This is a genomic window from Rhodanobacter sp. G1 (genome assembly GCF_055397855.1).
This window is the reverse complement of record NZ_AP039674.1, coordinates 3,978,544-3,999,705: the sequence shown is the minus strand read 5'-3', so window position 1 is coordinate 3,999,705 and position 21,162 is coordinate 3,978,544. Positions and strand designations below refer to the sequence as shown.

23 protein-coding genes are annotated in these 21,162 nt (G+C 70.2%); 14 read left to right on the top strand and 9 right to left on the bottom strand.

Annotated features, from left to right (window positions below; genetic code table 11):
• Nucleotides 1–3 precede the first annotated feature (3 nt).
• A complete protein-coding gene (locus ACZ5Z2_RS17765) occupies nucleotides 4–534 on the bottom strand; it encodes a gamma carbonic anhydrase family protein (protein WP_464759914.1) in 531 nt (176 codons plus the stop codon).
• A gap of 147 nt (nucleotides 535–681) precedes the next feature.
• Nucleotides 682–2,406 (bottom strand): patatin-like phospholipase family protein, encoded by a 1,725-nt coding sequence (locus ACZ5Z2_RS17760; protein WP_464759913.1) that lies wholly within the window; start codon nucleotides 2,404–2,406, stop codon nucleotides 682–684.
• Between the two features lie 95 nt (nucleotides 2,407–2,501).
• Between ACZ5Z2_RS17760 and ACZ5Z2_RS17755 the strand changes: the two genes are divergently transcribed.
• A complete protein-coding gene (locus ACZ5Z2_RS17755) occupies nucleotides 2,502–4,562 on the top strand; it encodes a M3 family metallopeptidase (protein ID WP_464759912.1) in 2,061 nt (686 codons plus the stop codon).
• 115 nt (nucleotides 4,563–4,677) lie between these two features.
• Here the strand turns inward: ACZ5Z2_RS17755 and ACZ5Z2_RS17750 are convergent, their stop codons facing one another.
• On the bottom strand, nucleotides 4,678–4,887 hold the full coding sequence (locus tag ACZ5Z2_RS17750) for a cold-shock protein (protein ID WP_077480516.1): 210 nt from the start codon (nucleotides 4,885–4,887) through the stop codon (nucleotides 4,678–4,680).
• A gap of 313 nt (nucleotides 4,888–5,200) precedes the next feature.
• On the opposite strand from ACZ5Z2_RS17750, the gene xth reads away from it, so the two are divergent.
• The 10 genes from xth (at nucleotide 5,201) to ACZ5Z2_RS17700 (ending at nucleotide 13,276) form a co-directional block, all read left to right on the top strand.
• Nucleotides 5,201–5,980 (top strand): exodeoxyribonuclease III, encoded by a 780-nt coding sequence (gene xth / locus ACZ5Z2_RS17745; RefSeq protein WP_464759911.1) that lies wholly within the window; start codon nucleotides 5,201–5,203, stop codon nucleotides 5,978–5,980.
• Nucleotides 5,977–6,663, top strand: a complete 687-nt coding sequence (locus ACZ5Z2_RS17740; RefSeq protein ID WP_464759910.1) for a YecA/YgfB family protein — start codon at nucleotides 5,977–5,979, stop codon at nucleotides 6,661–6,663. The genes xth and ACZ5Z2_RS17740 overlap by 4 nt, the downstream gene beginning before the upstream one ends.
• 37 nt (nucleotides 6,664–6,700) lie before the next feature.
• A complete protein-coding gene (locus tag ACZ5Z2_RS17735; RefSeq protein ID WP_464759909.1) occupies nucleotides 6,701–7,447 on the top strand; it encodes a DUF4336 domain-containing protein in 747 nt (248 codons plus the stop codon).
• Between the two features lie 100 nt (nucleotides 7,448–7,547).
• Entirely contained in the window at nucleotides 7,548–8,381 is an 834-nt protein-coding gene (locus ACZ5Z2_RS17730; RefSeq protein WP_464759908.1) for a pirin family protein, read from the top strand.
• A gap of 606 nt (nucleotides 8,382–8,987) precedes the next feature.
• Nucleotides 8,988–9,443, top strand: coding sequence for an SPFH domain-containing protein (locus tag ACZ5Z2_RS17725; RefSeq protein WP_464759907.1), 456 nt, complete (start codon nucleotides 8,988–8,990; stop codon nucleotides 9,441–9,443).
• 124 nt (nucleotides 9,444–9,567) lie between these two features.
• Entirely contained in the window at nucleotides 9,568–10,203 is a 636-nt protein-coding gene (gene rsmG / locus ACZ5Z2_RS17720; RefSeq protein WP_464759906.1) for a 16S rRNA (guanine(527)-N(7))-methyltransferase RsmG, read from the top strand.
• Between the two features lie 57 nt (nucleotides 10,204–10,260).
• Entirely contained in the window at nucleotides 10,261–11,097 is an 837-nt protein-coding gene (locus ACZ5Z2_RS17715; RefSeq protein WP_464759905.1) for a ParA family protein, read from the top strand.
• A complete protein-coding gene (locus ACZ5Z2_RS17710) occupies nucleotides 11,094–11,960 on the top strand; it encodes a ParB/RepB/Spo0J family partition protein (protein ID WP_464759904.1) in 867 nt (288 codons plus the stop codon). The genes ACZ5Z2_RS17715 and ACZ5Z2_RS17710 overlap by 4 nt, the downstream gene beginning before the upstream one ends.
• Nucleotides 11,961–12,036: 76 nt before the next feature.
• Nucleotides 12,037–12,522, top strand: coding sequence for a sigma-70 family RNA polymerase sigma factor (locus tag ACZ5Z2_RS17705; RefSeq protein WP_464759903.1), 486 nt, complete (start codon nucleotides 12,037–12,039; stop codon nucleotides 12,520–12,522).
• On the top strand, nucleotides 12,509–13,276 hold the full coding sequence (locus tag ACZ5Z2_RS17700) for a DUF3379 family protein (protein ID WP_464759902.1): 768 nt from the start codon (nucleotides 12,509–12,511) through the stop codon (nucleotides 13,274–13,276). Before ACZ5Z2_RS17705 ends, ACZ5Z2_RS17700 begins: the two co-directional genes overlap by 14 nt.
• Before the next feature lie 13 nt (nucleotides 13,277–13,289).
• On the opposite strand, the gene ACZ5Z2_RS17695 is transcribed toward ACZ5Z2_RS17700, so the two are convergent.
• The 4 genes from ACZ5Z2_RS17695 to bufA1 are packed head-to-tail and all read right to left on the bottom strand — an operon-like array spanning nucleotide 13,290 to nucleotide 15,709.
• The gene (locus tag ACZ5Z2_RS17695) at nucleotides 13,290–13,760 is read right to left on the bottom strand and encodes a DoxX family protein (protein WP_464759901.1); all 471 of its coding nucleotides are present in this window, start codon (nucleotides 13,758–13,760) and stop codon (nucleotides 13,290–13,292) included.
• 28 nt (nucleotides 13,761–13,788) lie between these two features.
• Entirely contained in the window at nucleotides 13,789–14,544 is a 756-nt protein-coding gene (locus ACZ5Z2_RS17690) for an HvfC/BufC family peptide modification chaperone (RefSeq protein ID WP_464759900.1), read from the bottom strand.
• The gene (gene bufB / locus ACZ5Z2_RS17685) at nucleotides 14,519–15,397 is read right to left on the bottom strand and encodes an MNIO family bufferin maturase (protein ID WP_464759899.1); all 879 of its coding nucleotides are present in this window, start codon (nucleotides 15,395–15,397) and stop codon (nucleotides 14,519–14,521) included. Before bufB ends, ACZ5Z2_RS17690 begins: the two co-directional genes overlap by 26 nt.
• 3 nt (nucleotides 15,398–15,400) lie before the next feature.
• On the bottom strand, nucleotides 15,401–15,709 hold the full coding sequence (gene bufA1, locus ACZ5Z2_RS17680) for a BufA1 family periplasmic bufferin-type metallophore (RefSeq protein WP_464759898.1): 309 nt from the start codon (nucleotides 15,707–15,709) through the stop codon (nucleotides 15,401–15,403).
• Between the two features lie 158 nt (nucleotides 15,710–15,867).
• Between bufA1 and ACZ5Z2_RS17675 the strand changes: the two genes are divergently transcribed.
• A complete protein-coding gene (locus ACZ5Z2_RS17675; RefSeq protein WP_464759897.1) occupies nucleotides 15,868–16,584 on the top strand; it encodes a glycosyltransferase in 717 nt (238 codons plus the stop codon).
• Nucleotides 16,585–16,650: 66 nt separating this feature from the next.
• On the top strand, nucleotides 16,651–17,019 hold the full coding sequence (locus tag ACZ5Z2_RS17670; RefSeq protein ID WP_464759896.1) for a DUF488 domain-containing protein: 369 nt from the start codon (nucleotides 16,651–16,653) through the stop codon (nucleotides 17,017–17,019).
• Between the two features lie 341 nt (nucleotides 17,020–17,360).
• Here the strand turns inward: ACZ5Z2_RS17670 and ACZ5Z2_RS17665 are convergent, their stop codons facing one another.
• The gene (locus tag ACZ5Z2_RS17665) at nucleotides 17,361–18,317 is read right to left on the bottom strand and encodes a patatin-like phospholipase family protein (RefSeq protein ID WP_464759895.1); all 957 of its coding nucleotides are present in this window, start codon (nucleotides 18,315–18,317) and stop codon (nucleotides 17,361–17,363) included.
• A 138-nt stretch (nucleotides 18,318–18,455) separates the two neighbouring features.
• Between ACZ5Z2_RS17665 and ACZ5Z2_RS17660 the strand changes: the two genes are divergently transcribed.
• Nucleotides 18,456–20,222, top strand: a complete 1,767-nt coding sequence (locus ACZ5Z2_RS17660) for an SLC13 family permease (RefSeq protein ID WP_464759894.1) — start codon at nucleotides 18,456–18,458, stop codon at nucleotides 20,220–20,222.
• 44 nt (nucleotides 20,223–20,266) lie between these two features.
• Here ACZ5Z2_RS17660 and ACZ5Z2_RS17655 read toward each other — a convergent pair whose 3' ends face one another.
• The gene (locus ACZ5Z2_RS17655; protein WP_464761738.1) at nucleotides 20,267–21,151 is read right to left on the bottom strand and encodes an LpxL/LpxP family acyltransferase; all 885 of its coding nucleotides are present in this window, start codon (nucleotides 21,149–21,151) and stop codon (nucleotides 20,267–20,269) included.
• Between the last annotated feature and the right edge of the window lie 11 nt (nucleotides 21,152–21,162).

The following is a 21,162-nucleotide window of genomic DNA, read 5'->3' as shown; positions in this document are numbered from 1 at the left end:
CGCTCAGCCCGCGAGGTAGTCGTCCTTCACCCGCACGTAGTGCGCGGCGGAATACATCAACTGCTCGACCTGCGCGTCGCTGAGCACGCGCACGCGCTGTGCCGGGTTGCCCAGCCACAGCTCGCGCTCGCCCACCACCTTGCCGGGCGGGATCAAGGCGCCCGCGCCGACGAAGCCGTGCTTCCGCACCACCGCGCCGTCGAGCACGCTGGCGTGCATGCCGATCAGGCAGCCGTCCTCGATGGTGCAGGCGTGCACCACCGCGGCATGGCCGATGGTGACGTCGGCGCCGATCAGGCAGGGATGGCCCGGGCCGTACGGGCCGGCGTGCGCCACGTGCACGATGGCGCCGTCCTGGATGTTCGTGCGCGCGCCCACGCGGACGTGGTTCACGTCGCCGCGCAGCACCGCGCCGGGCCAGACCGACACGTCGTCGCCCAGCACCACGTCGCCGATCACGGTGGCGGCGGGGTCGAGGTAGACGCGTTCGCCGAGGACGGGGGCGATGCCCTTGTAGCTGCGCAGCTTGGTCATGCGGCATTGTAGCCGCGCCGCGAAAGCCCCTCTCCCACTTGTGGGAGAGGGGTTGGGGAGAGGGTGCTTCCACTCTCGCCGCGAGCCCGGCCCTCTCCCCCGGCCCCTCTCCCGCAGGCGGGAGAGGGGAGCAGGGCCACTGCGTGCTCAACCCTTGCGCTCGGCCTCCAGCACGCGCAGCGTTTCGCGGTAGCCGGCATCCACCGCGCGGCGCCAGCCCTTCCATTCCAGCAGGCCCACCCGCTCCAGCGGCGGCACGATCAGCCGGTGCGCCAGCGTGCGGCAGCGCTCGCTGGTTTCCTCGCTGTTGACCATCGCGGCGCGGGCGAGGGTGGACACCAGGCCCGGCCAGCGCGGGCCGCGGCGCTGTTGCAGCAGCAGGCGCCACCAGGGCGGGGTGGCCACGTCGTCGATGCCGGTGCGCAGCGCCATGTCGCCGTGGATGCTCACCGCGGTGAGGTGGGCGATGCCGTCGGTGGCCATCACGTCGGTGGGCAGATTGTCCACCAGCGCGCCGTCCACGTGGACTTCGCCGCGATGGAGCACCGGCGGCAGCACGCCGGGGATCGCGCTGGAGGCGCGCAGCCACAGCCACAGCGGCCCGGTGCGATGCACCACGCGGCCGGCGCCGGAGAGGCTGGTGGAGACGCAGAAGAACGGCTTGCCCAGATCCTCGATCTCGCTGTCGCCGAAAGCCTCGCGCAGCATGCGGCTGGCGCGGCGGCCGCGGGTCAGCGCCACCAGCGGCAACGTCCAGTCCGACAGCGGGCGGCTGCTCACGAAGGCTTCGAAGTAGCGGCGCAGCATGGTGTCCGTGTCCCAGCCGTGGGCCACGCCGGCGCCGATGATCGCGCCGATGCTGGTACCGCCCACGGCGTCGAAGGCATGGCCGGCATCGCGCAGCGCCTTGATCGCGCCGAGGTGGGCCAGCCCGCGCGCGCCGCCGCCGGCCAGCACCAGCCCGCGCGCATGGCCGGTGATCAGCCGCGCCACCCGTTCGATGTCGCCCTCGCCGCAGATGTGGTGGTGCATCAGCGGGCCGCTGAACGGTGCGCGCCAGCGTTGCGCCGAACCGCGCTCCGGTTCGCCGCGCTCGTGCAGCAGCAACAGGTGGCGCGGGCGGTGCTCGGTGCGGGCCGGATGGCCGTGCGCGAACTCCGGCCAGGGCTGCGCCGCCTGTGCGGCCAGCGCCGGCAGCAGCAGCGCATCGGCCTGGCGCAGGCAGCGCTGGCGCCATTCCGGATCGCCGCCTTCGTCGAGGTAGAGCACGAACTGCGCCCAGGCCTCGCGCTCGGCGAACCAGTCGCTGCCGCGATCCCGGCCCAGCTCGGCGTCGATCACCGCGCAGTGGCCGTAGGGCTCCATGGCCGCGGCCAGCTGCTGCGCCAGTTCGCGCGCCGGCACGCCGCGGTGCGCCGGCAGCATCGCGAACGTGCGCGGCCGGTTGGGCGAGGGCACGCGGCGCTGGTTCTGCAGCAGGCGCAGGGTGGCGGTGCGCGCCACCGCCAGCATGGTGGTGGGGTGGTGTTCCACCATCGCCTCGAAGTCGGCGACGTCCAGCCGCAGCAGTTCGGAATCGCGCAGCGCCCGCACGGAGAGATGGTGGTTGCCGCCCGAGAGCAGGCTGATTTCCCCCACGCAGTCGCCCGCGGCGAGCTGGTGCATCAGGGTGGAGGGGCCATCGAACACGCCCAGGCTGCCGCTGCGCAGCAGGTACAGCGCCTCGGAGGGCTCGTCGGCCTCGAACAGGTACTGCCCGCCGGGCAGGCACAGCCAGCGCATGCGCCTGGCCAGCATCTCGAGCTGGAATTCGTCGAGGTGCGCGAAGATCGCGGTGCGCCGGATCAGGTCGGCCAGGTCGGTGGGCTGCATGGCGGCGATGCTACTTCGGCGCCGTGACGGCGGTGTCGTCGCGCTTGATTTCGCCCGGTGCGGTCGCCACGCTTCGCGTCGGAAAGGAGCACTTCATGACCCAAGACAATCCCCTGCTGGCCGACCACGCACTGCCGGCTTTTTCCCGCATCCGCCCCGAGCACGTGGCACCGGCCATCGACGCCATCCTCGCCGACGACGATGCCGCGATCGCCGCGATCATCGCCCCCGGCGCGCCGCGCGATTTCGCGCATGTGATGCTGGCGCAGGAGCGGCTTGGCCAGCGCCTCGCCCATGCCTGGGCGCCGGTGTCGCACCTGCACTCGGTGGCGGACAGCCCCGCGCTGCGCGAGGCCTACGGCCCGGCCGAGGAAAAGCTCACCGAGCACGCCATCGCGCAGGGCCAGAACCGCAATCTCTATGCCGCCGTGCAGGCGGTGGCCGATGCGCCGGGCTTCGCCGCGTTGCCGCGCCCCGAGCGCGCGCTGGTGGAGCACGCGCTGCGCGACTTCAGGCTCTCCGGCGTGTCGCTGGAAGAACCCGCGCGCACGCGCTTCCGCGAGATCGGCGTCGAGCTGTCGAAACTCTCCACCGAGTTTTCCAACGCGGTGCTGGACGCCACCGACGCCTGGCACGAGCACGTCACTGACGAGCGCGACCTCGCCGGCATCCCCGAATCCGGCCGTGCGGTGCTGCGCCAGTACGCCAGGGAGCAGGAACTGGACGGCTACCTGGTCACGCTGAAGCAGCCCAGCGTGCAGGCCGTGCTCACCTACGCCGACAATCGCGGCCTGCGCGAGCGCGTGTACTGGGCCTACCAGACGCGCGCTTCCGACCAGGGCCCGCATGCTGGCAAGTACGACAACTCCGCGCGCATCGAAAGGATCATGGCGCTGCGCCACGAGGCCGCGCAGTTGCTCGGCTTCACCAACGCGGCCGAGGAATCGCTGGCCACCAAGATGGCCGGCTCACCCGCCGAGGTGATGGAGTTCCTGCACGACCTCGCCAAGCGCGCCAAGCCGGTGGCGCAGCGCGAGCTGGCCACGTTGCGCCAGTTCGCGCACGACGAGCTCAAGCTGGACAACCTCGAATCCTGGGACGTGGGCTACGCCTCCGAAAAGCTGCGCCAGAAGAACTACGCGCTGGACGAGGAACAGCTCAAGCCCTACTTCCCGCTGCCCGCGGTGATCGACGGCCTGTGGGCCATCGTGCGCAAGCTCTACGGCATCACGCTGGCCGCCCGCGACGGCGTCGACGTGTGGCATCCCGACGTGCGCTACTACGACGTGATGGGCGCCGACGGCCGCGTGTTCGCCGGCGCCTACGTCGACCTCTACGCACGCACTGGCAAGCGCGGCGGCGCCTGGATGGACGTCTGCCGCGCCCGCTTCGACGATGGTGAAAACAAGCAACTGCCGGTGGCCTTCCTCACCTGCAACTTCGCCCCGCCCACCGAGGGCCGTCCCGCGCTGCTCACCCACGACGACGTGCTCACCCTGTTCCACGAATTCGGCCACGGCCTGCACCACCTGCTCACCGAGATCGCCCTGCCCTCCATCGGCGGCATCGACGGCGTGGAGTGGGACGCGGTGGAACTGCCCAGCCAGTTCATGGAGAACTTCGGCTGGAACCGCGAGGCGCTGGATCTGTTCGCGCGCCACTGGCAGACCGGCGAAGCGCTGCCGGAGGAACTGTTCCAGCGCATGCTCGCCGCGCGGCATTTCCACGCCGGCCTGTTCTTGGTGCGCCAGCTGGAATTCGCGCTGTTCGATTTCAGCCTGCACCTGGGCTACGACCCCGCCGAAGGCGCCCGCGCATTGGCCGTGCTGGAACAGGCGCGCAAGCAGGTGGCGGTGCTGCATCCGCCGGCCTGGCAGCGCTTCCCGCATGCGTTCTCGCACATCTTCGCCGGCGGCTACGCGGCGGGCTACTACAGCTACCTGTGGGCCGAACTGCTCAGCGCCGATGCATTCGGCGCGTTCGAGGACGCGGCCAGGGACACCGGCAGCGTGATCGACCCCGCCACCGGCGCGCGCTTCCGCCGCGAAGTGCTGTCCGTGGGCGCCAGCCGCCCCGCGCTGGAAAGCTTCGTGGCCTTCCACGGCCGCAAACCCGAGCCGGAGGCGCTGCTGCGCAGCCACGGCCTACTGTCCTGAAAAGTGCGGCCATGGATGGCCGCCCGTTTGATTCTCGCGATCAGGGATGATCGCAAAAGCTAAAGAAAAAGCCCGCCTCGCGGCGGGCTTCCCCAGGCGGCGGAATGCCGAAGGCTCAGGCCTTCTGCACTTCCTCGGCCTGCAGGCCCTTCGGGCCCTTGGTGACGACGAAAGTGACGCGCTCGCCTTCCTGCAGCGACTTGAAGCCGTTGCCCTGGATCGCGCGGAAATGCACGAACAGGTCTTCACCGCTTTCCGGCGTGATGAAGCCGAAGCCCTTGGCGTCGTTGAACCACTTGACCGTACCGCTCTGACGTTCCGACATGACACATACCTTTGAAACATGAGTGAATCGCGGCCGGAGCGGGTGCGCCCGGCCGCAACATGGAGCAGGAAATCCGAGTCCTCCCCGGCTCTTGCCGCCGCGAGCATACATGGAAAACGGCCGCGGCGACGGCCGGAAGCCCCGCCGGTTCAGCCTCGGGGCATTCCCTGGGGCTGCGCATGATCTCCAGCCACCCCGCGCCGGAGGCTGTTTGCGCGCAGGCCAGGGAAGAGCAGAGGAATGAGCTTCCGTCCGCGACTGAGCGATGACGCGGGGTGTTTGGAGATCATGGACAGGCTCTTACAATGCCCGCATGAAGATTGCCTCGTGGAACGTGAACTCGCTGAAGGTGCGCCTGCCGCAGCTCCTGCAGTGGCTGGCGGATGCGACGCCGGACATCGTGGCGCTGCAGGAAACCAAGCTGGAGGACGCGAAGTTTCCCGCCGCCGAGCTGGCCGCCGCCGGCTACCGCACGGTGTTTTCCGGGCAGAAGACCTACAACGGCGTGGCCATCCTCGCGCGCGAGGCGCTGGGCGGTTTCGCCGACGTGGTCACCGACATCCCGGGGCTGGACGATCCGCAGCGGCGCATCCTCGCCGCCAGCGTGGGCGGGCTGCGTATCGTCGACCTCTACGTGGTCAACGGCAAGGCGGTGGGCGACGAGAAATACGCCTACAAGCTGCACTGGCTGGAACGCGTGCGTGCGTTTCTTGAGGGCGAGATCGCGCGCGACCCGAAGCTGGTGGTGCTGGGCGACTTCAACATCGCGCCGGACGAGCGCGACGTGCACGACCCTGCCGCCTGGGGCGAGGACATCCTCTGCTCGCCGCCCGAGCGCGCCGCGCTCAAGGCGATCACCGATCTCGGCCTGCACGACAGCTTCCGGCTGTTCCAGCCGGAGGGTGGCCACTTCAGCTGGTGGGACTACCGACAGGCCGCGTTCCGGCGCAACATGGGCCTGCGCATCGACCTGATCCTGCTCGGCGAAGCCCTGAAACCCGCCGCCACCGCCGCGGCGATCGATCGCGAACCGCGTCGCTGGGAACGCCCTTCCGACCACACGCCGGTGACGCTGGAACTGGATATCCGATGAACACAAGCAAGACCGACTGGCCCAGCTCGCTCTCCGACGAGGAACTCGACGAACTGGATCGCTACCTGCGCGCCCATGTGCAGGAGGGCGATGGCCACCTGCTGCTGGACGGCGTGCATGGGCTGCTCAGCGCGCTGGCGATCGGCCCGCTGCAGGTGCTGCCCGACGAATGGCTGCCCGAGGTGCTGCACGAGCCGTTCGCCGACGAGGCCGAGGGCAACCGCGTACTGGAACTCCTGGCCAAGCTCAACGACTCGATCAGCGCCGAACTCGACGTGGACGCCTACGAGCCCATCCTGGGCGAAATCGACACCGACGCCGGCCCCGCGCTCTCCGCCGCCGGCTGGTGCGAGGGCTTCAGCCGCGGCATCGACCTGCGCGCCGCGCTGTGGGAAAGCCGCCTCGCCGACGACCCGCAGCTGATGGAACTGCTCGGCCCGGTGATGGCGCTGGCGGTGGACGACGGCGTGCTCAGCGCCGAGGCCGAGTTCGAGAAGCTCAGCGAAGAGGAATACGACGACTGCCTCGCGCAGATCCCCGCCGTGCTCGACGCCGTCGGTCAGTATTGGCAGGCCAAGCCGGCCACCGAGGCGGAACTGGAAGCGATGGTGCAGCGGCACAGCGAGCCGGAAGCCCACGAGAGTTCGGCGCCGCGCCAGCGCAGCGGGCACTGGGTGCACTGAGGCCGCGCCTGCGGTGGGGAACCGGGATCTGCCAGCCATGGATACCGCCACGCCGCTCTACGAACCGATCAACACGCTGAAGCCGGTCGCGCCCGGGCTGTGGCTGGTCGACGGCCCCATCGTGCGCATGGCCGCGCTGGGCGGCAGCGCGCCGTTCACCACCCGCATGACGGTGGCGCGGCTGGCCGATGGTGGCTTGTGGTGCCATTCGCCGGTCGCCCCCGACACGGCCCTGTTCGCCGCGGTCGACGCGCTGGGCCCGGTGCGCCACCTGGTCTCGCCGAACAAGCTGCATTACGCGCACATCGCGGCGTGGAAGCGGCGCTATCCCGACGCCATCGCCTGGGCCTCGCCCGGCGTGCGCGAGCGTGCCGCCAGCCAGAAGATCGCGGTGGGCTTCGATGCCGATCTCGGTGAGACAGCGGAGCCGGCCTGGGCCGCCGAGCTCGACCAACTGCATTTCCGCGGCAGCCGCGTGTTCGAGGAAGTGGTGTTCCTGCATCGCGCCAGCGCCACGCTGATCCTCACCGACCTGATCGAGAACTTCGAGGCCGCCAGGCTGGGCACCGCGATGCGCTGGATCGCGCGGCTGGGCGGCGTGCTCGATCCCGACGGCAAGACGCCGCTGGACATGCGCTTCACCTTCCGCGACCGCGCCGCCGCGCGCTCCTGCCTCCAGCGCATAATGGACTGGCGGCCGCAGCGGGTGATCCTCGCCCACGGCCGCTGCTACATGGACAACGCCGAGGCCGAGCTGCGCCGGGCATTCCGCTGGCTCACGTGACCAGCGTCGCGCCGGCGGAACGATCCGTTCCCGCCGCGGCGCTTGGATAACGCGCGCCGCGCGCGCATCTTGGCGGCATTCCATCCATGGGAGCATCGTCATGAGCGAACGCCGCATCCTCCGCCGCATCCGCGGCATCGACACCGCCGACGGCGCGGGCGTGAAGCTGAAACGCGTCATCGGCCAGCCCGCGCTGGACATGCTCGATCCCTTCCTGCTGCTGGACGAGTTCCGCTCCGACAGCGCGGACGACTACATCGCCGGTTTCCCCGAGCATCCGCACCGCGGCTTCGAGACGGTCACCTACATGCTGGCCGGCCACATGCAGCACGGCGACAACCACGGCAACCGCGGCGACCTGGTGCCCGGCAGCGTGCAGTGGATGACCGCGGGCCGCGGCATCCTGCACTCGGAAATGCCGCAGCAGGAAAACGGCCTGATGTGGGGCTTCCAGCTCTGGGTGAACCTGCCCGCCAGCGACAAGATGACCGCGCCGCGCTACCAGGACATCGGCCCCGAGCGCATCCCGGCGGTGCATCCGGCCGACGGCGTGACGGTGAAAGTGATCGCCGGCGAGTTCGATGGCGCCACCGGCCCGGTGGCCGGCATCGTCACCGAACCGGTGTATCTCGACATCGCGGTCGAGCCGGGCGCGCAGGTGGAGATTCCGCTGCCGGAAGGCCACCACGCCTTCGCCTACGTGTTCGACGGCACCGATGCCCAAGTGGCCGGCGACAGGCTGGCGCGCAGCGAGTTGGCGGTGATGTCGCCGGGCGAAATCGTGCGCATCGGCGGCGGCGAGGCGCCGGCGCGCGTGCTGCTGGTCGCGGGCAAGCCGCTGAACGAGGCGGTGACGCGCTACGGGCCATTCGTGATGAACACGCCCGAGCAGATCCACGAAGCCATCGCCGACTTCCGTGCCGGCAAGTTCTGAGAGCCTGTTAACGATCTCCTCGATGGCTCGGCGACCGCCTCTCGTCATTCCTGCGAAAGCAGGAATCCAGTGACTTAGCTCTGAAAAGTAACGGCACTGGATCCCGGCCTTCGCCGGGATGACAGTCTGGATAGGTGGTCGTTATCGGAAATGAAGTCGCCTTCCCGCAATGCTTCGTGCAAGCGGCGCGGGCCTTCATCCTTCGACACCATCCCCAGATTATTCCGGACAGTAGTGAGCCTTCGCTGGGATGACGCTTTGGGGGGGCGTGGCTGGAAATCGTGAACAGGCTCCGAGGCGTTTCAGGGCACCCCCGTACCCGGATATGGACTCGGGTGCGGGGGCGTTTGCCGTTTGGCGGGCGCAAAGCGGAAGCAGGCCGCCGGAATTGTGAGGCCCATCACACGAATGGCTCCACGGTGGCCTCAAGCCGGATCGCGTTGCGTCGATTCCCTGAACAGAGTCGCAAAACCCAGGGGGTTGGCGACTTGTCAAGTCCTCCGCTTTGTCGTTAAATGTCGGTTAACTTCAGTCGACTCATACGACTGCATCCCAAAGCTGCGATTCATTTCAAGAAAAACACGCAACCCATTGTTGTTGAACGCCATGAATACGCTGTTGATCCTGCTGCCTCTGCTCTCCGTCCTGCTGCTGGCTGGCGCGGTGCGCCGCGTACCTTCCGGGCAGGTCTACAGCCTCTATCGCGGCGGCAAGCTGGTGCGGGTGCTGTCGGAAGGCACGCACCTGATCCTGCCCTGGCGCGAGCGCGTGGCGCACAAGATCGACCTGACGGGGCAGACCCTGCAGCTGGCCGAGCCACTGGACGAGGCCCGCGAATTGCGCGGCACGGTGTACTGGCAGGTGCTGGAACCCGAGCGCGCGGATGCGGTGATCGACCAGGTCAGCGACCTGATCCGTCGCGGCGCGCAGCAGGCCCTGCGCGGCGAAGCCCACACCGACCGCCGCGAGCTCGGCGTGTGCGTCAAGCGATCCCTCAATGGCACCCTGCGCGAACGCGGCATGATGGTGACGCGGGTGGAGCTGGAACTCGACGCCGCCTGATCTGCCGTATCCGGTTTCCGCCGTACCGAACCCGCCGACCGGCGGGTTTTCGTTTGTGGCGGGCCACTGCCCGATGCGCCCTAGGCGATACTGCCCGCCTGCCCACCGTTCCACAGGATTCCGCATGACCGCCCGCGCCGCCCTGCAAGCCCGCCTGGAACAGGGCATCGCCGCGCTCGGCCTCGTCCTGCCCGCGGGTGCGGTGGATCGCCTGCTGGACTACCAGGCCCTGCTGGAACGCTGGAACGCGGCCTATAACCTCACCGCGATCCGCGACCCGGCCGAGATGGTCACCCGCCACCTGCTCGACTCGCTGGCGATCCTGCCTTACGTGCAGGGCGAGACGCTGGCCGACCTCGGCACCGGCCCCGGCCTGCCCGGCGTCGTGCTGGCGATCGCCGCGCCGGGGCGGCAGATCCTGCTGGTGGATTCCAACGGCAAGAAGGTGCGCTTCCTGCGCGAGGCGATCCGCGCGCTGAAGCTGGACGGCGTGCGTGCGGTGCAATCGCGGGTGGAAGACGTTCAAGGCACGTTCGACTGCGTCACCGCGCGCGCCTTCGCCAGCCTCGCCGACATGCTCGGCTGGGGCGGCCACCTGCTGGCGCCAGGCGGTACCTGGCTGGCGATGAAGGGCAAGGCGCCGGACGAGGAATTGCCCGGCGTGCCGCCCGGCTTCGCGGTGCGCGGCATCCACGCGCTGGCGGTGCCGGGACTGGACGCCGGGCGCTGCCTCGTGGTGCTCGGCCATGCCGGCAACTGAACCCGGCTTGCTCGGCCTGCTAATCTAGGCCCCCTTTCGCGCACACGAAACGACGACATGGCACGCATCATCGCTGTCGCCAACCAGAAGGGCGGCGTCGGCAAGACCACCACGGCAGTCAACCTCGCGGCGGCGCTGGCCGCGGCGAAGCGCCGCGTGCTGCTCGTCGATCTCGACCCGCAGGGCAACGCCACCATGGCCTCCGGCGTGGACAAGCACGCGGCGCGGCCCAACGGCTGCGCGGTGCTGCTGGAGGAGGCCACGGTCGCCGACGCCGCCGTCGCCACCGAGGCGCACTACGACCTGCTGCCCGGCAACGGCGACCTCACCGCCGCCGAGCTGAAGCTGATGGACACGCTGGCGCGCGAGCACCGCCTGAAGGAGCAGCTGGCTCCGGCGGCCGGCCGCTACGACACCATCCTGGTCGACTGCCCGCCCACGCTGAACCTGCTCACGCTCAACGCGCTCACCGCGGCGGACGGCGTGCTGATTCCCGTGCAGTGCGAATACTTCGCGCTGGAAGGGCTCTCCAGCCTGCTGGAGACGGTCAAGGCCGTGCGCCAGCGTCTGAACCCGAAGCTGGAGATCGAAGGCCTGCTGCGCACCATGTACGACGTGCGCAACAACCTCGGCAACGAAGTCTCCGCACAGCTCACCGCGCACTTCGGCGACAAGGTGCTGCGCTCCATCATCCCGCGCAACATCCGCCTCGCCGAGGCGCCCAGCCACGGCCAGCCGATCCATCTCTACGACCGCAGCTCGCGCGGCGCGATCGCCTACATCGGCCTCGCCGGCGAGATCATCCGCCGCGAACGCGGGCTGCCGCCGACGCACCACGAGGCCGACGAAGCGGCCGTGCAGGGCGAGGCGCTGGACGCCCAACACCAGGATTGAACATGGCAAAGAAACGAGGACTGGGCCGCGGGCTGGACGCGCTCCTGGGTGGCGAAGGCGCCGCCGCGCCCGTGCTGGAGCAGGAAGGCGAGCTGCGCAGCCTGCCGATCCAGCAGATCCAGCCCGGCAAGTACCAGCCGCGCCGCCACTGGAACGACGAGGCGCTGGACGAGCTGGCCGCCTCGATCAAGGCGCAGGGCCTGATCCAGCCGGTGGTGGTGCGCGCCATCGGCAAGCACCAGTACGAACTGATCGCCGGCGAGCGCCGCTGGCGCGCCTCGCAGCGCGCCCAGCTCGCCGAGATTCCCGCGCTGGTGAAGGAGGTGCCGGAAGTCGCGGTGCCCGCGATGGCGCTGATCGAGAACATCCAGCGCCAGGATCTCACCCCGCTGGAAGAGGCCGACGCGCTGAAGCGCCTGATCGAGGACTTCGACCTCACCCACCAGCAGGCAGCCGAGGCGGTGGGCCGCTCGCGCGCCGCGGTGTCCAACCTGCTGCGCCTCACCGAGATGCCCGAGCCGATCAAGAAGCTGCTCGACGAGGGCAAGCTGGAGATGGGCCACGCGCGCTGCCTGCTCACACTCGACGAACCCATCGCCGTGCAGCTCGCCCGCCAGGCGGTGACGCTGGGCTGGTCAGTGCGCGAGTTGGAGGATGCCGCGCGCCGCGCGCAGGCCGCGCCCAAGGGTAAGGCCAAGCGCGCCCCCGCGCAGGATCCCAACATCGCCGCGCTGGAACGCGAGCTGGCCGAACGCTTCGCCACCAAGGTGGAAGTGGCGCACGGCAACGGCGGTCGCGGCAAGCTGGTGATCCACTACCACAGCAACGACGAGCTGGACGGCATCCTCGGCAAGCTGCGCTGATGTACTGGATTGAAAGATGAAACGCCTCGGGCCGGTCTCCTTGTTTGTGAGTCCACGACAACGGCAATTCGAGGCCTTGACCCGCGCCCATGCCGGCGATCTGTACCGTTTCGCCTACTGGCTGTGCGGGCAGGATGCGCTGGCGCAGGACCTGGTGCAGGAAACCCTGCTGCGCGCCTGGAAGGCTCTCGATTCGCTGCGCGAGGCGGAGTCGGCCAAGCCCTGGCTGCTCGCCATCCTGCGCCGCGAACATGCGCGCATCCACGAACGCAAGCCGCTGGACACGGTGGAACTGGACGAAGGCATCCCCGAGGAATCCGCCTGGGCCAGCCCGGAGCGTCACGGCGATGCCGCCGAGTTGCGAGAGGCCATGTCGAAACTGCCGCACAAATACCGCGAACCGTTGCTGCTGCAGGTGCTGGGCGGCATGAGCTGCGAGGAGATCGCCGTCGAGCTGGGCCAGCAGCCCGGCGCGGTGATGACCCAGCTTTTCCGCGCCCGGCAGAAGCTCAAGTCCATCCTGCAGGGCGGCCGCCCGGAGGCGCAGCATGGACTGCCTTGAATTCCGCCGCCGGCTCGGCGCCGAACCGCAGTCGCGCGATCCCGCGCTGCTCGCCCACCGTCGCGACTGCGCGGCCTGCGCCGCCGCGTGGGAGCGCGCGCAGGCCTTCGAGCACGAACTGCTGGCTGCGTTCGACGTGGCCGTGCCCAGCGGCCTGGCCGAACGCGTGTTGCTGGCCCAGGCCACCGGCGAGCGCCGGCAGCAAACCGCGCGCCGACGCTACGCCGGCTATGCGCTGGCGGCTTCGCTGCTGCTCGCGCTGGGCGTGGGCGGCTACGCCTGGCGCCGGCACGACGCGCGTTCGCTGCCGGCGCTGGCGGTGGCGCACATGCCGGGCGAGATCCGCTCGCTCGACCTCGTCCGGCCCATTCCCGCGCAGGCCATCGCCGCCGGCTTCGCCGATCGCGGCGTGCAGTTGCGCGGCCCGTTGCCCGCCGGGGTCACCTACGTGCATGACTGCCCGGTCGGCCCCTACAAGACCGTGCATCTGGTCAGCCGCGTGGGCGGCATGCCGGTGGCCGTGCTCTACGTGCCGGGCAAGCAGGTGGCGAAGGCGCGCGATTTCCGCCGCGGCGGCTGGCAGGGCCGCATCGTGCCGCTGCAGCACGGCACCCTGGTGATGCTTACCGACCGCCAGGGTGCGCGGCCGTTCGACGCGGTTGCGCAGGGCTGGCGGGTGGCCATCGACGGCATGGGCGGCACGGCGCAGGTGGCCGGCGGGCCGGAGCGGCCATCCGGCCTGCAGGCGCCCTGACGCCCGCCGGGGGTCAGCGCCGCCCCAGCGCGCGTCCGAGCAAGGCATCCGCCGATATCCGCCCCGCTCCCAGCGCCACCAGCGCGAGCAGCATCAGGCCCCACGCCTTGTGGTCGTTGAAGTCGGCGCCGAGCAGGCCGTGCCACAGGCCGTTCGGCCACAGCGCGGGGTAGGAGATCACGGCGACGATGTTGTAGACGAACAGCACCGCCGCGACCACGCGGGTGCCCAGGCCGAGCGCGAGGAACCAGGGCAGCACCAGTTCGGTCCACATGCCCAGCGCGGCGGCCACGGCCGGGGCGAGCAGGGGCACGTGGTATTCGTTTTCGAACAGGTAGGCGGTGCCGCTGGGGTCGCTCCACTTCACCACGCCGGCGCGCCAGAAGGCCAACGCCACGAATACGCGGAACAGCAGCAGGGCGAGCGGGGTGAGCAAGGCCAGCCGTGCGGTGAGGCGCGACCAGCGGTCGATGATGGCGTGCATGGGTTTTCCTCGTGGATCGATGGATGGGTCAGGCGGTGAACAGCGCGTGTTCCAGCAGGGGTTGCAGCAGGGCTTCGGGGGGCGTGGCCGCGTCGACGGCTTGCGCGTCGGCCAGCGCATCGGCCAGCGGCGCGCGCTGGCACAGCGCCTGGGCGAAGGCGGCTTGCGCGGGGGCGAGCGCGCGCATCGCCACCTGTGCGCGCTCGCGCCACAGCAGCACGGCCTGCGGCATGGCGGGGTCGGGCGCGGCGACGTCCGGCAGCGACGCGTGGCGCCACAGATCCAGCACCGCCCAGTCCGAACGCAGCACGCGCACGCTCGGGCGCAGGCGCAGCGTGCCGTGCGCGTGAGCCAGCGCGGCAAGCAGGGCATCGGCATCGGCGGGGGCTTCGTCGTCGGACAGCACGACCTGCTGGCGCAGCCATTCCAGCCGCGCCACCTCGCCCAGCCACGGCCAGGCGGCGGTTTCGGGCTGCAGGGCGACGAAGCCGGCGAAGTCGGCGCCATGATCCTGCAGGTTGCCGCTGCGGTTGCCGTGGCGGGCGGCATGCCGGGTGGCGAGGCCGTCGAAGCTGTCCTCGCCGAGCAGCCGGCGCAGCGCGGGGAAGGCGGTGGCCAACGCGTCGACGTGGATGGCGTAACCGGCGTGGCGGTAGATGCGCAGCCGTGCGGCGGGATCGATGCCGCGCGCGGCGATCCAAGGGTGCAGCGCGGGCGCTTCGCCGCCCTGGAGCGCGCGCGCGAAGGCGTGTTGCAGCTCAGGCAGCGAGGGCGGCGCAGGCATCGAGATGCTCCGTGGCGAGCCGCGCCTCGTCCTGCAGCACGGTGAAGTCCGGCAGATCCTGATCCCATTCGATCAGGGTGGGGCGCGCGCCGAGCCGCGCCAGCGCGTGTGCGTACAGCGCCCACACGGCGGGGTCGATGCGGCGGTCGTGCGAGTCGATCAGCAGCGGCTCGTGGCTGCCGTCCTGGCGCAAGCCGTCTTTGCGCGTGAAGCCGGCCAGGTGCAGTTCGCCCACCGCGGCGGCGGGGATGCCGGCGAGATAGGCGTGCGGGTCGAAGCCGTGGTTCACGCTGTTCACGTAGACGTTGTTCACGTCCAGCAGCAGGCCGCAGCCGCTGCGCGCGGCGAGCGCGGCGAGGAACTCCCACTCGGACATGGTCGAATGGGTGAACTGCAGGTAGCTGGACACGTTCTCCAGCAGCACGCGTCGGCCCAGCGCGTCCTGCAGCTGGTCGACGTGCGCCGCCATCGCGTCCAGCGCCTCCTCGGTGTAGGGCAGCGGCAGCAGGTCGTTGTAGTGGCGTCCGCCGATGGCGCCCCAGCACACGTGCTCGGACACCAGCGCGGGCTCGGCGTGGCGCACCAGCGCGCGCAGCGCGGCAAGATGGCCGGCGTCCAGGGCCTCGGCCGAGCCCAGCGACAGGCCCACGCCATGCAGGCTCACCGGGTAGTCGCGGCGCACCGCGTCGAGCAGCTCCCACGAGGCGCCGGGGTGGAAGAAGTTCTCGCTGTGCAGCTCGAAGAACGGCACGGCCGGCCGCTGTTCCAGCACGTGGGCGACGTGCGGCGGCCGCAGCCCGATCCCGACCGCGGTCGGGATCGGCTGCGCAAGCATGGCTTGCGGGGAGCTCACGGCTCAGCTCTTTTTCATGGCGTCGTGCGACATCGCGGCCATCGGCTGCAGCGAACCGCCGTCGATCTTGGAGCACAGGCCGGCAGGCACCGCCACGAAACCCTGCGGATCGCGCGCCTTGCTGTCCTGGCCGGCGCAGGAATGGCCGGGGGTCTGGCAGTCGTTCTTCATCGCGGCGTTGATGCCGTAGCACTTCTCCATGTTCATGTGGCCGGCCATCTTGTCGGCGGCGTGGGCGTTGGCGGCGGCGCCGAGCGCGCCGGCGGCGATGAGGCTGAGCAGGGCGGAGCTGAGGATGGTCTGGGCTTGCATGGGGTTCTCCCGTGGTTGCCGGAGGATTCCGGCTGCCACAGGTGACCCGGGCTGGCGGGATTTCCTTACAGCGGGCCGTGCGCGGCAAAACCGGCGCAGGCGGTAAACTGCGCGCTCGCCGTTGCCGCGGCGCCCCGTTTCCGCTGAAAGGCCGCCCCATGCCGCAACTCTCCGTGGTCGTCCCCGTGTTCAACGAGCGCGACAACATCCCGCCCCTGCTCGCCGAGATCGCCGCCGCGCTGCGCGGCAAGGTGGACTACGAGGTGGTCTACGTCGACGACGATTCCAGCGACGACAGCCGCGCGGTGCTCGATGCGCAGAAGGCGCAGCACCCCGAGCTGCGCGTGCTGCACCACGTCACCCGCAGCGGCCAGAGCACGGCGGTGTGGAACGGCGTGCGCGCGGCGCGCGGCGCGTGGATCGCCACGCTGGACGGCGACGGCCAGAACGATCCGGCCGACATCCCGAAACTGCTCGCCGCGCGTGACGCCGCCGCGCCCGGGGTGAAGCTGTTCGCCGGCTGGCGCACCACGCGGCGCGACAGTTTCAACAAGCGCATCTCTTCCAAGATCGCCAACGCGGTGCGCTCGCGCATGCTGAAGGACGCCACGCCCGACACCGGCTGCGGGCTCAAGCTGTTCGAGCGCGAGGTGTTCCTGCGCCTGCCCTACTTCGACCACATGCACCGCTACCTGCCCGCGCTGGTGAAGCGCGCCGGCTTCCAGAGCACCAGCGTGCCGGTGGGCCACCGTCCGCGCACCGCCGGCGTGTCCAAGTACGGCATGCTCGACCGCCTGTGGGTGGGCTTGGCCGACCTGCGCGGCGTGGCGTGGCTGATGCGCCGGGGCAAGGTCACCGGGGTCGAGGAGCTTTGACCCGGATCACGTCCATGTAATGGCGCGGGCGTATGCTGAAACGCAATTCCTGCGGGAGTTGCGCGCATGAGCATCGCCGTCAAACGTGTCTACGAGCCGCCGGCCAAGTCCGACGGCTACCGTGTGCTGATCGACCGCCTGTGGCCGCGCGGCCTGAAGAAGGACGATGTGCCGCTGGATCTGTGGGCCAAGGAGCTGGCGCCTTCCACCGCGTTGCGCCAGTGGTTCGGCCACGACCCTGCGCGCTGGGAAGGTTTCCGCCAGCGCTACGCCGGCGAGCTGGACAAGCTCGCCGAACACTGGCGTCCGCTGGCCGGGCGCGCCGCGAAGCATCCCGTCACCCTGCTCTACGGCGCCCGCGACGAGGAACACAACAACGCGGTGGTGCTGAAGTCCTACCTCGAAAACTGGCTGCGCACGCACGGGCCGCGCTGAGCTTTTGCGTAGGAGCTTTTAATCTTGCTCGTCATTCCGGCGCAGGCCGGACAAGCGCGAAGCGCGCAGAACGCCCGCAGGGCGGCCCCGAAGGGGCGAGCGAAGCGAGTCATCCAGTGGCCGTGCGGCCTGAGCGAACATGGTCGCTACTGGATCCCGGCCTTCGCCGGGATGACAGTCTGGATAGGTGGTCGTTATCGGAAATGAAGTCGCCTTCCCGCAATGCTTCGTGCAAGCGGCGCGGGCCTTCATCCTTCGACACCATCCCCGGATTATTCCGGACAGCAGTGGGCCTGCGCCGGGATGACGAGCGAAAAAGCGTCCGCATGCAGGATGAACTCCTACCGGGAATCCGCGCCCGATCGCGTCAACGACGTGGTGCGGCGCGGCCAATGCGCCAGCGCCTCGCGAGCCTGCTGCCGGCCCAGCTCGATCAACTCGCGCGCACGATAGAACTCGTAGGCATTGGCCATGTTGCGCGGCAGCTGGATCAGCAGATCCGGCTCGTAGGCGGACAGGCGCAGCCGCGCGAGGTTGGCCTGCATCAGATCCATCGCCTGGGTGAGCAGTTCGAGCGCGCCGGGTTCGCGCGGTGCGTCGGTGCCATCGCCGTGCGGCATCAGCCGGCTGATGAAGGCGCCGACGCGCTGGCGATAGCCCGGCGCGTCGTCCGCTTCCAGCTTGATCGGCGTGGCGGGCGGCGATGCGACGGCCGAGCCGTCCACGCTCACCGCCATCAGGTAATCCGCCGTCTCGCGGATCAGCGGCGTCACCGGCACGGGATTGAGCAGGCCGCCGTCCACCAGCCGGCGGCCGTCGATGTGGTGCGGGCGGAACACGGTGGGGATGGCGATGGAGGCGCGGATCGCGTCGAACAGCGGGCCGCGCGACAGCCACACCTCGCGCTCGCGGTCGATGTCCACCGCCACGGCGGTGAAGGCCAGCGGCAGTTCCTCGATCAGCACGTCGCCGACCAGGCCGCGCAGCGTGCCGATGATCTTCTCGCCCTTGATCAGGCCGCCACCGGAGAAGCTCCAGTCCACCAGCTTGAGCACGTCGAACTTCGCCAGCGCGCACACCCAGTCGCGGTACACGTCCAGCTTGCCTGCCGCGTGGATGCCGCCGATCAGCGCGCCCATCGAGCTGCCGGCGATGGCGGCGATGCGGTAGCCCTGCGCTTCCAGTTCCTCGATCACGCCGATGTGCGCCAGGCCCTTGGCGCCGCCCGCGCCCAGCGCCAGCGCCACGGTGGGTTGGCGCGTCGCGCCGGTGGCTTCGGTGGAGAGTGGAGTGTTCATGCGTACATTCTGCCCCTGCCGCGATGAATGCGTCGTGCGGTTTTGCGCTCGCGCCGCCGTCGCGTAGCATGCGGGTGAAGCCGCTGGGGACAAACCGATGCAGACACCGTCGCCGATCGCACGAACCGGAGCCAGCGCGTGAACTGGCAGGCCTGGGCGGTGGTGGCCGTGGTCGTGGCGGCGATGGCGCTGTTCGCCAGCGAGAAGCTGCGCATCGACCTGGTGGCCCTGCTGGTGCTCGCCGCGCTGGTGGTGCTGGGCATCGTCAGTCCGGCCGAGGCGCTGTCGGGCTTCAGCAACGAGGCCACGGTGACGGTGGCGGCGATGTTCGCGCTCAGCATCGGCATCGAGCGCTCGGGCGTGCTGGAGCCGCTGAGCCGGCTGCTGATGCGCATCAAGCGGCCCTGGCTGCTCACGCTCACCATGATGCTGGCGATCGCGCCGCTGGGCGCGTTCGTGAAGAACATCGCGCTGGTCGCCACCTTCCTGCCGCTGGCGCTGCGCGTGTGCCAGCGCACCGGCACCTCGCCGGCGCGCGTGCTGATGCCGATGGCCTACGCCGCGCAGATGGGCGGCGTGTGCACCCTGATCGGCACCTCGTCCAACCTGCTCGCCGATTCGCTGGCGCAGAAGAACGGCCTGCCTGCCTTCGGCGTGTTCGAGTTCACCGGCATGGGCACGCTGCTGGCGGTGGCCGGCATGACCTACCTGATGCTGGTGGGGCGCTGGCTGCTGCCGCGGCACATCGACGCCGACGAGATCGAAGAGGTGGAGATCGGCAAGTACGTCACCGAGCTGGCGCTCACCGAGCAGTCGCCGCTGCTGGGCAAGAGCATCGGCGAGGCGCAGCTCGGCGAGCGCTACGGCGTGTACCCGTTGGAGCTTTTGCGTGGCGAGCGGCGCATGTGGTCGCCGCGCTCGCAGCAGATGGAGGAAGGCGACGTGCTGCTGGTACGCGGCGACTGGGCGAAGATCGAGGATTTCCAGCGCCGGGCACATCTCACCAACGTGCCGGAAAGCCGCTACGCGCGCGACGCCAGCCATCCGCGCGTGCTGGCCGAGATCATGGTGGCGCCGGCCAGCCTGGCCGAGGGCCGGCGGTTGGACGAGACCGACCTCGGCCGCTGGCCCGGCGCCGCGGTGCTGGCCATCCACCGCCGCGGCCAGGTGCTGCGCGACAAGCTCAGCGACGTCAGCCTCGCGGTGGGCGACGTGCTGCTGGTACTGGTGGACGAGGACGGCATGCCGCAGCTGCGCGGCGACGACGCCTTCATCGTGCTCAGCGAGCGCGACGACGCGCGGCGCATGTCGCGCAAGGCGATCGTGGCGGCGGCGATCATGGCCGGCGTGGTGGCGGTGTCCGGGCTGCACTGGCTGCCGATCCCGGTGGCGGCGATCTGCGGTGCGGCGGCGATGGCGCTCACCGGCTGCTTCGGCCGCAAGGACGTCTACGAGGGCATGGACTGGAAGATCATCGTGCTGCTCGGCGCGATCCTGCCGCTGGGCACCGCGATCGAGAAGACCGGCCTGTCGCAGGAAGTGGTGCAGGCCGGGATGGGACTGGTCGGCAACCATGGCCCGCTCGCCGCACTCCTGATGGTGTACCTGCTCACCGCCCTGCTCACCGAGCTGATGGGCCACAACCCCTCGGTGGTGCTGATGGTGGGCATCGCCGCCAGCGTGGCGCACGCCGTGCACGCCGATCCGCGCCCGTTCGTGGTGGCGGTGGCGTTCGCCGCGGCGACTTCGTTCGCCACGCCCGTCGGCTATCCCACCAACACCATGGTGTACTACGCCGGCGGCTATCGCTTCACCGACTTCATGAAGGTGGGCATCCCGCTGATCGCGCTGTTCTGCGCGCTGTCGATGTGGCTGATACCGCGGTTCTGGCCGTTTCATCCGTAGCCTCGCGCGGCGCCGTCCGCCGCGAACCGCATGGAGGCGCGCCGCTAGTCGTCGTAGGGGCTGACGAGCCCGTGCCCCGACCAGCGCTTGTACTGCCACTGGTACTGGGCGAAGGCCAGCTCCACGCAGGCTTCCACGCCGCCGTTGAGCGCGCGGCAGGCGGTGGCGAGATCGGCGTCGGCCAGACCCTCCGGCGCGGGCAGGAAGTGGATGCGGTAGCCGGCGCCGTGCGGCAGGCGCTCGGCGAAGGCGTACAGCACGGTGGCACCGGTGCGTGCGGCCAGCCGTGGCAGCAGCACCATGGTCAGCGCGTCGCGGCCGAAGAACGGCACGATCTCGCCCTCGCCGGCGCGCGGCTTCTGGTCGGGCAGGATGCCCACCGTGCCGCCGGCGGCCAGCCGCTTGTACAGCGTGCGCACGCCCGCGCCCTCGGCGCGCACCTGCTCCGGCGCCAGCGCGCCGCGCACCTTGCGCAGCAGGCCCTCCATCGCGGCGATGCGCGGCGGGCGGTAGAGGATCGCCATCGGCGTCTTGCGGCACAGCCAGTAATTCAGCAGTTCCCAGCAACCCAGGTGCGGCGCGGCGACGATGACACCCTTGCCCGAAGCCAGCGCGGCGTCGAACAGCGCCTCGCCGCGCACCTCGCGCACCAGCCGCAGCGCGCGTTCGGCGCCCGCGCCCCAGATCTTGATGATTTCGGTGGCCGACTTGCCGCTCTCGGCCAGCGCCTCGCGCAGCAACGCGGCACGCGCGGCTTCGTCCAGCCCGGGCCGGGCGATCGCGAGGTTCGCTGCCACGTGGCGTGCGGTGCGCGTGTGGCGCCCCAGCGCGAGGCGGCCCAGCAGGCCACCCGCGGCGTGCAGCACGCGCAGCGGCAACAGGGCGAGCAGGCGCAGCAGCAGGTAGATCAGGAACATGTCGGCACGCATCCGGCCAGTGT

Bases quoted from the DNA above. Each gene is read 5' to 3' on its own strand.
- ACZ5Z2_RS17665 (WP_464759895.1), bottom strand. From the start codon at position 18,317: ATGAACACTCCACTCTCCACCGAAGCCACCGGCGCGACGCGCCAACCC.
- ACZ5Z2_RS17750 (WP_077480516.1), bottom strand. From the start codon at position 4,887: ATGTCGGAACGTCAGAGCGGTACGGTCAAGTGGTTCAACGACGCCAAG.
- xth (WP_464759911.1), top strand. From the start codon at position 5,201: ATGAAGATTGCCTCGTGGAACGTGAACTCGCTGAAGGTGCGCCTGCCG.
- ACZ5Z2_RS17760 (WP_464759913.1), bottom strand. From the start codon at position 2,406: ATGCAGCCCACCGACCTGGCCGACCTGATCCGGCGCACCGCGATCTTC.
- ACZ5Z2_RS17740 (WP_464759910.1), top strand. From the start codon at position 5,977: ATGAACACAAGCAAGACCGACTGGCCCAGCTCGCTCTCCGACGAGGAA.
- ACZ5Z2_RS17725 (WP_464759907.1), top strand. From the start codon at position 8,988: ATGAATACGCTGTTGATCCTGCTGCCTCTGCTCTCCGTCCTGCTGCTG.
- ACZ5Z2_RS17730 (WP_464759908.1), top strand. From the start codon at position 7,548: ATGAGCGAACGCCGCATCCTCCGCCGCATCCGCGGCATCGACACCGCC.
- ACZ5Z2_RS17735 (WP_464759909.1), top strand. From the start codon at position 6,701: ATGGATACCGCCACGCCGCTCTACGAACCGATCAACACGCTGAAGCCG.
- ACZ5Z2_RS17690 (WP_464759900.1), bottom strand. From the start codon at position 14,544: ATGCCTGCGCCGCCCTCGCTGCCTGAGCTGCAACACGCCTTCGCGCGC.
- ACZ5Z2_RS17700 (WP_464759902.1), top strand. From the start codon at position 12,509: ATGGACTGCCTTGAATTCCGCCGCCGGCTCGGCGCCGAACCGCAGTCG.
- ACZ5Z2_RS17765 (WP_464759914.1), bottom strand. From the start codon at position 534: ATGACCAAGCTGCGCAGCTACAAGGGCATCGCCCCCGTCCTCGGCGAA.
- ACZ5Z2_RS17655 (WP_464761738.1), bottom strand. From the start codon at position 21,151: ATGCGTGCCGACATGTTCCTGATCTACCTGCTGCTGCGCCTGCTCGCC.
- ACZ5Z2_RS17675 (WP_464759897.1), top strand. From the start codon at position 15,868: ATGCCGCAACTCTCCGTGGTCGTCCCCGTGTTCAACGAGCGCGACAAC.
- ACZ5Z2_RS17670 (WP_464759896.1), top strand. From the start codon at position 16,651: ATGAGCATCGCCGTCAAACGTGTCTACGAGCCGCCGGCCAAGTCCGAC.
- ACZ5Z2_RS17755 (WP_464759912.1), top strand. From the start codon at position 2,502: ATGACCCAAGACAATCCCCTGCTGGCCGACCACGCACTGCCGGCTTTT.
- ACZ5Z2_RS17695 (WP_464759901.1), bottom strand. From the start codon at position 13,760: ATGCACGCCATCATCGACCGCTGGTCGCGCCTCACCGCACGGCTGGCC.
- rsmG (WP_464759906.1), top strand. From the start codon at position 9,568: ATGACCGCCCGCGCCGCCCTGCAAGCCCGCCTGGAACAGGGCATCGCC.
- ACZ5Z2_RS17715 (WP_464759905.1), top strand. From the start codon at position 10,261: ATGGCACGCATCATCGCTGTCGCCAACCAGAAGGGCGGCGTCGGCAAG.
- bufA1 (WP_464759898.1), bottom strand. From the start codon at position 15,709: ATGCAAGCCCAGACCATCCTCAGCTCCGCCCTGCTCAGCCTCATCGCC.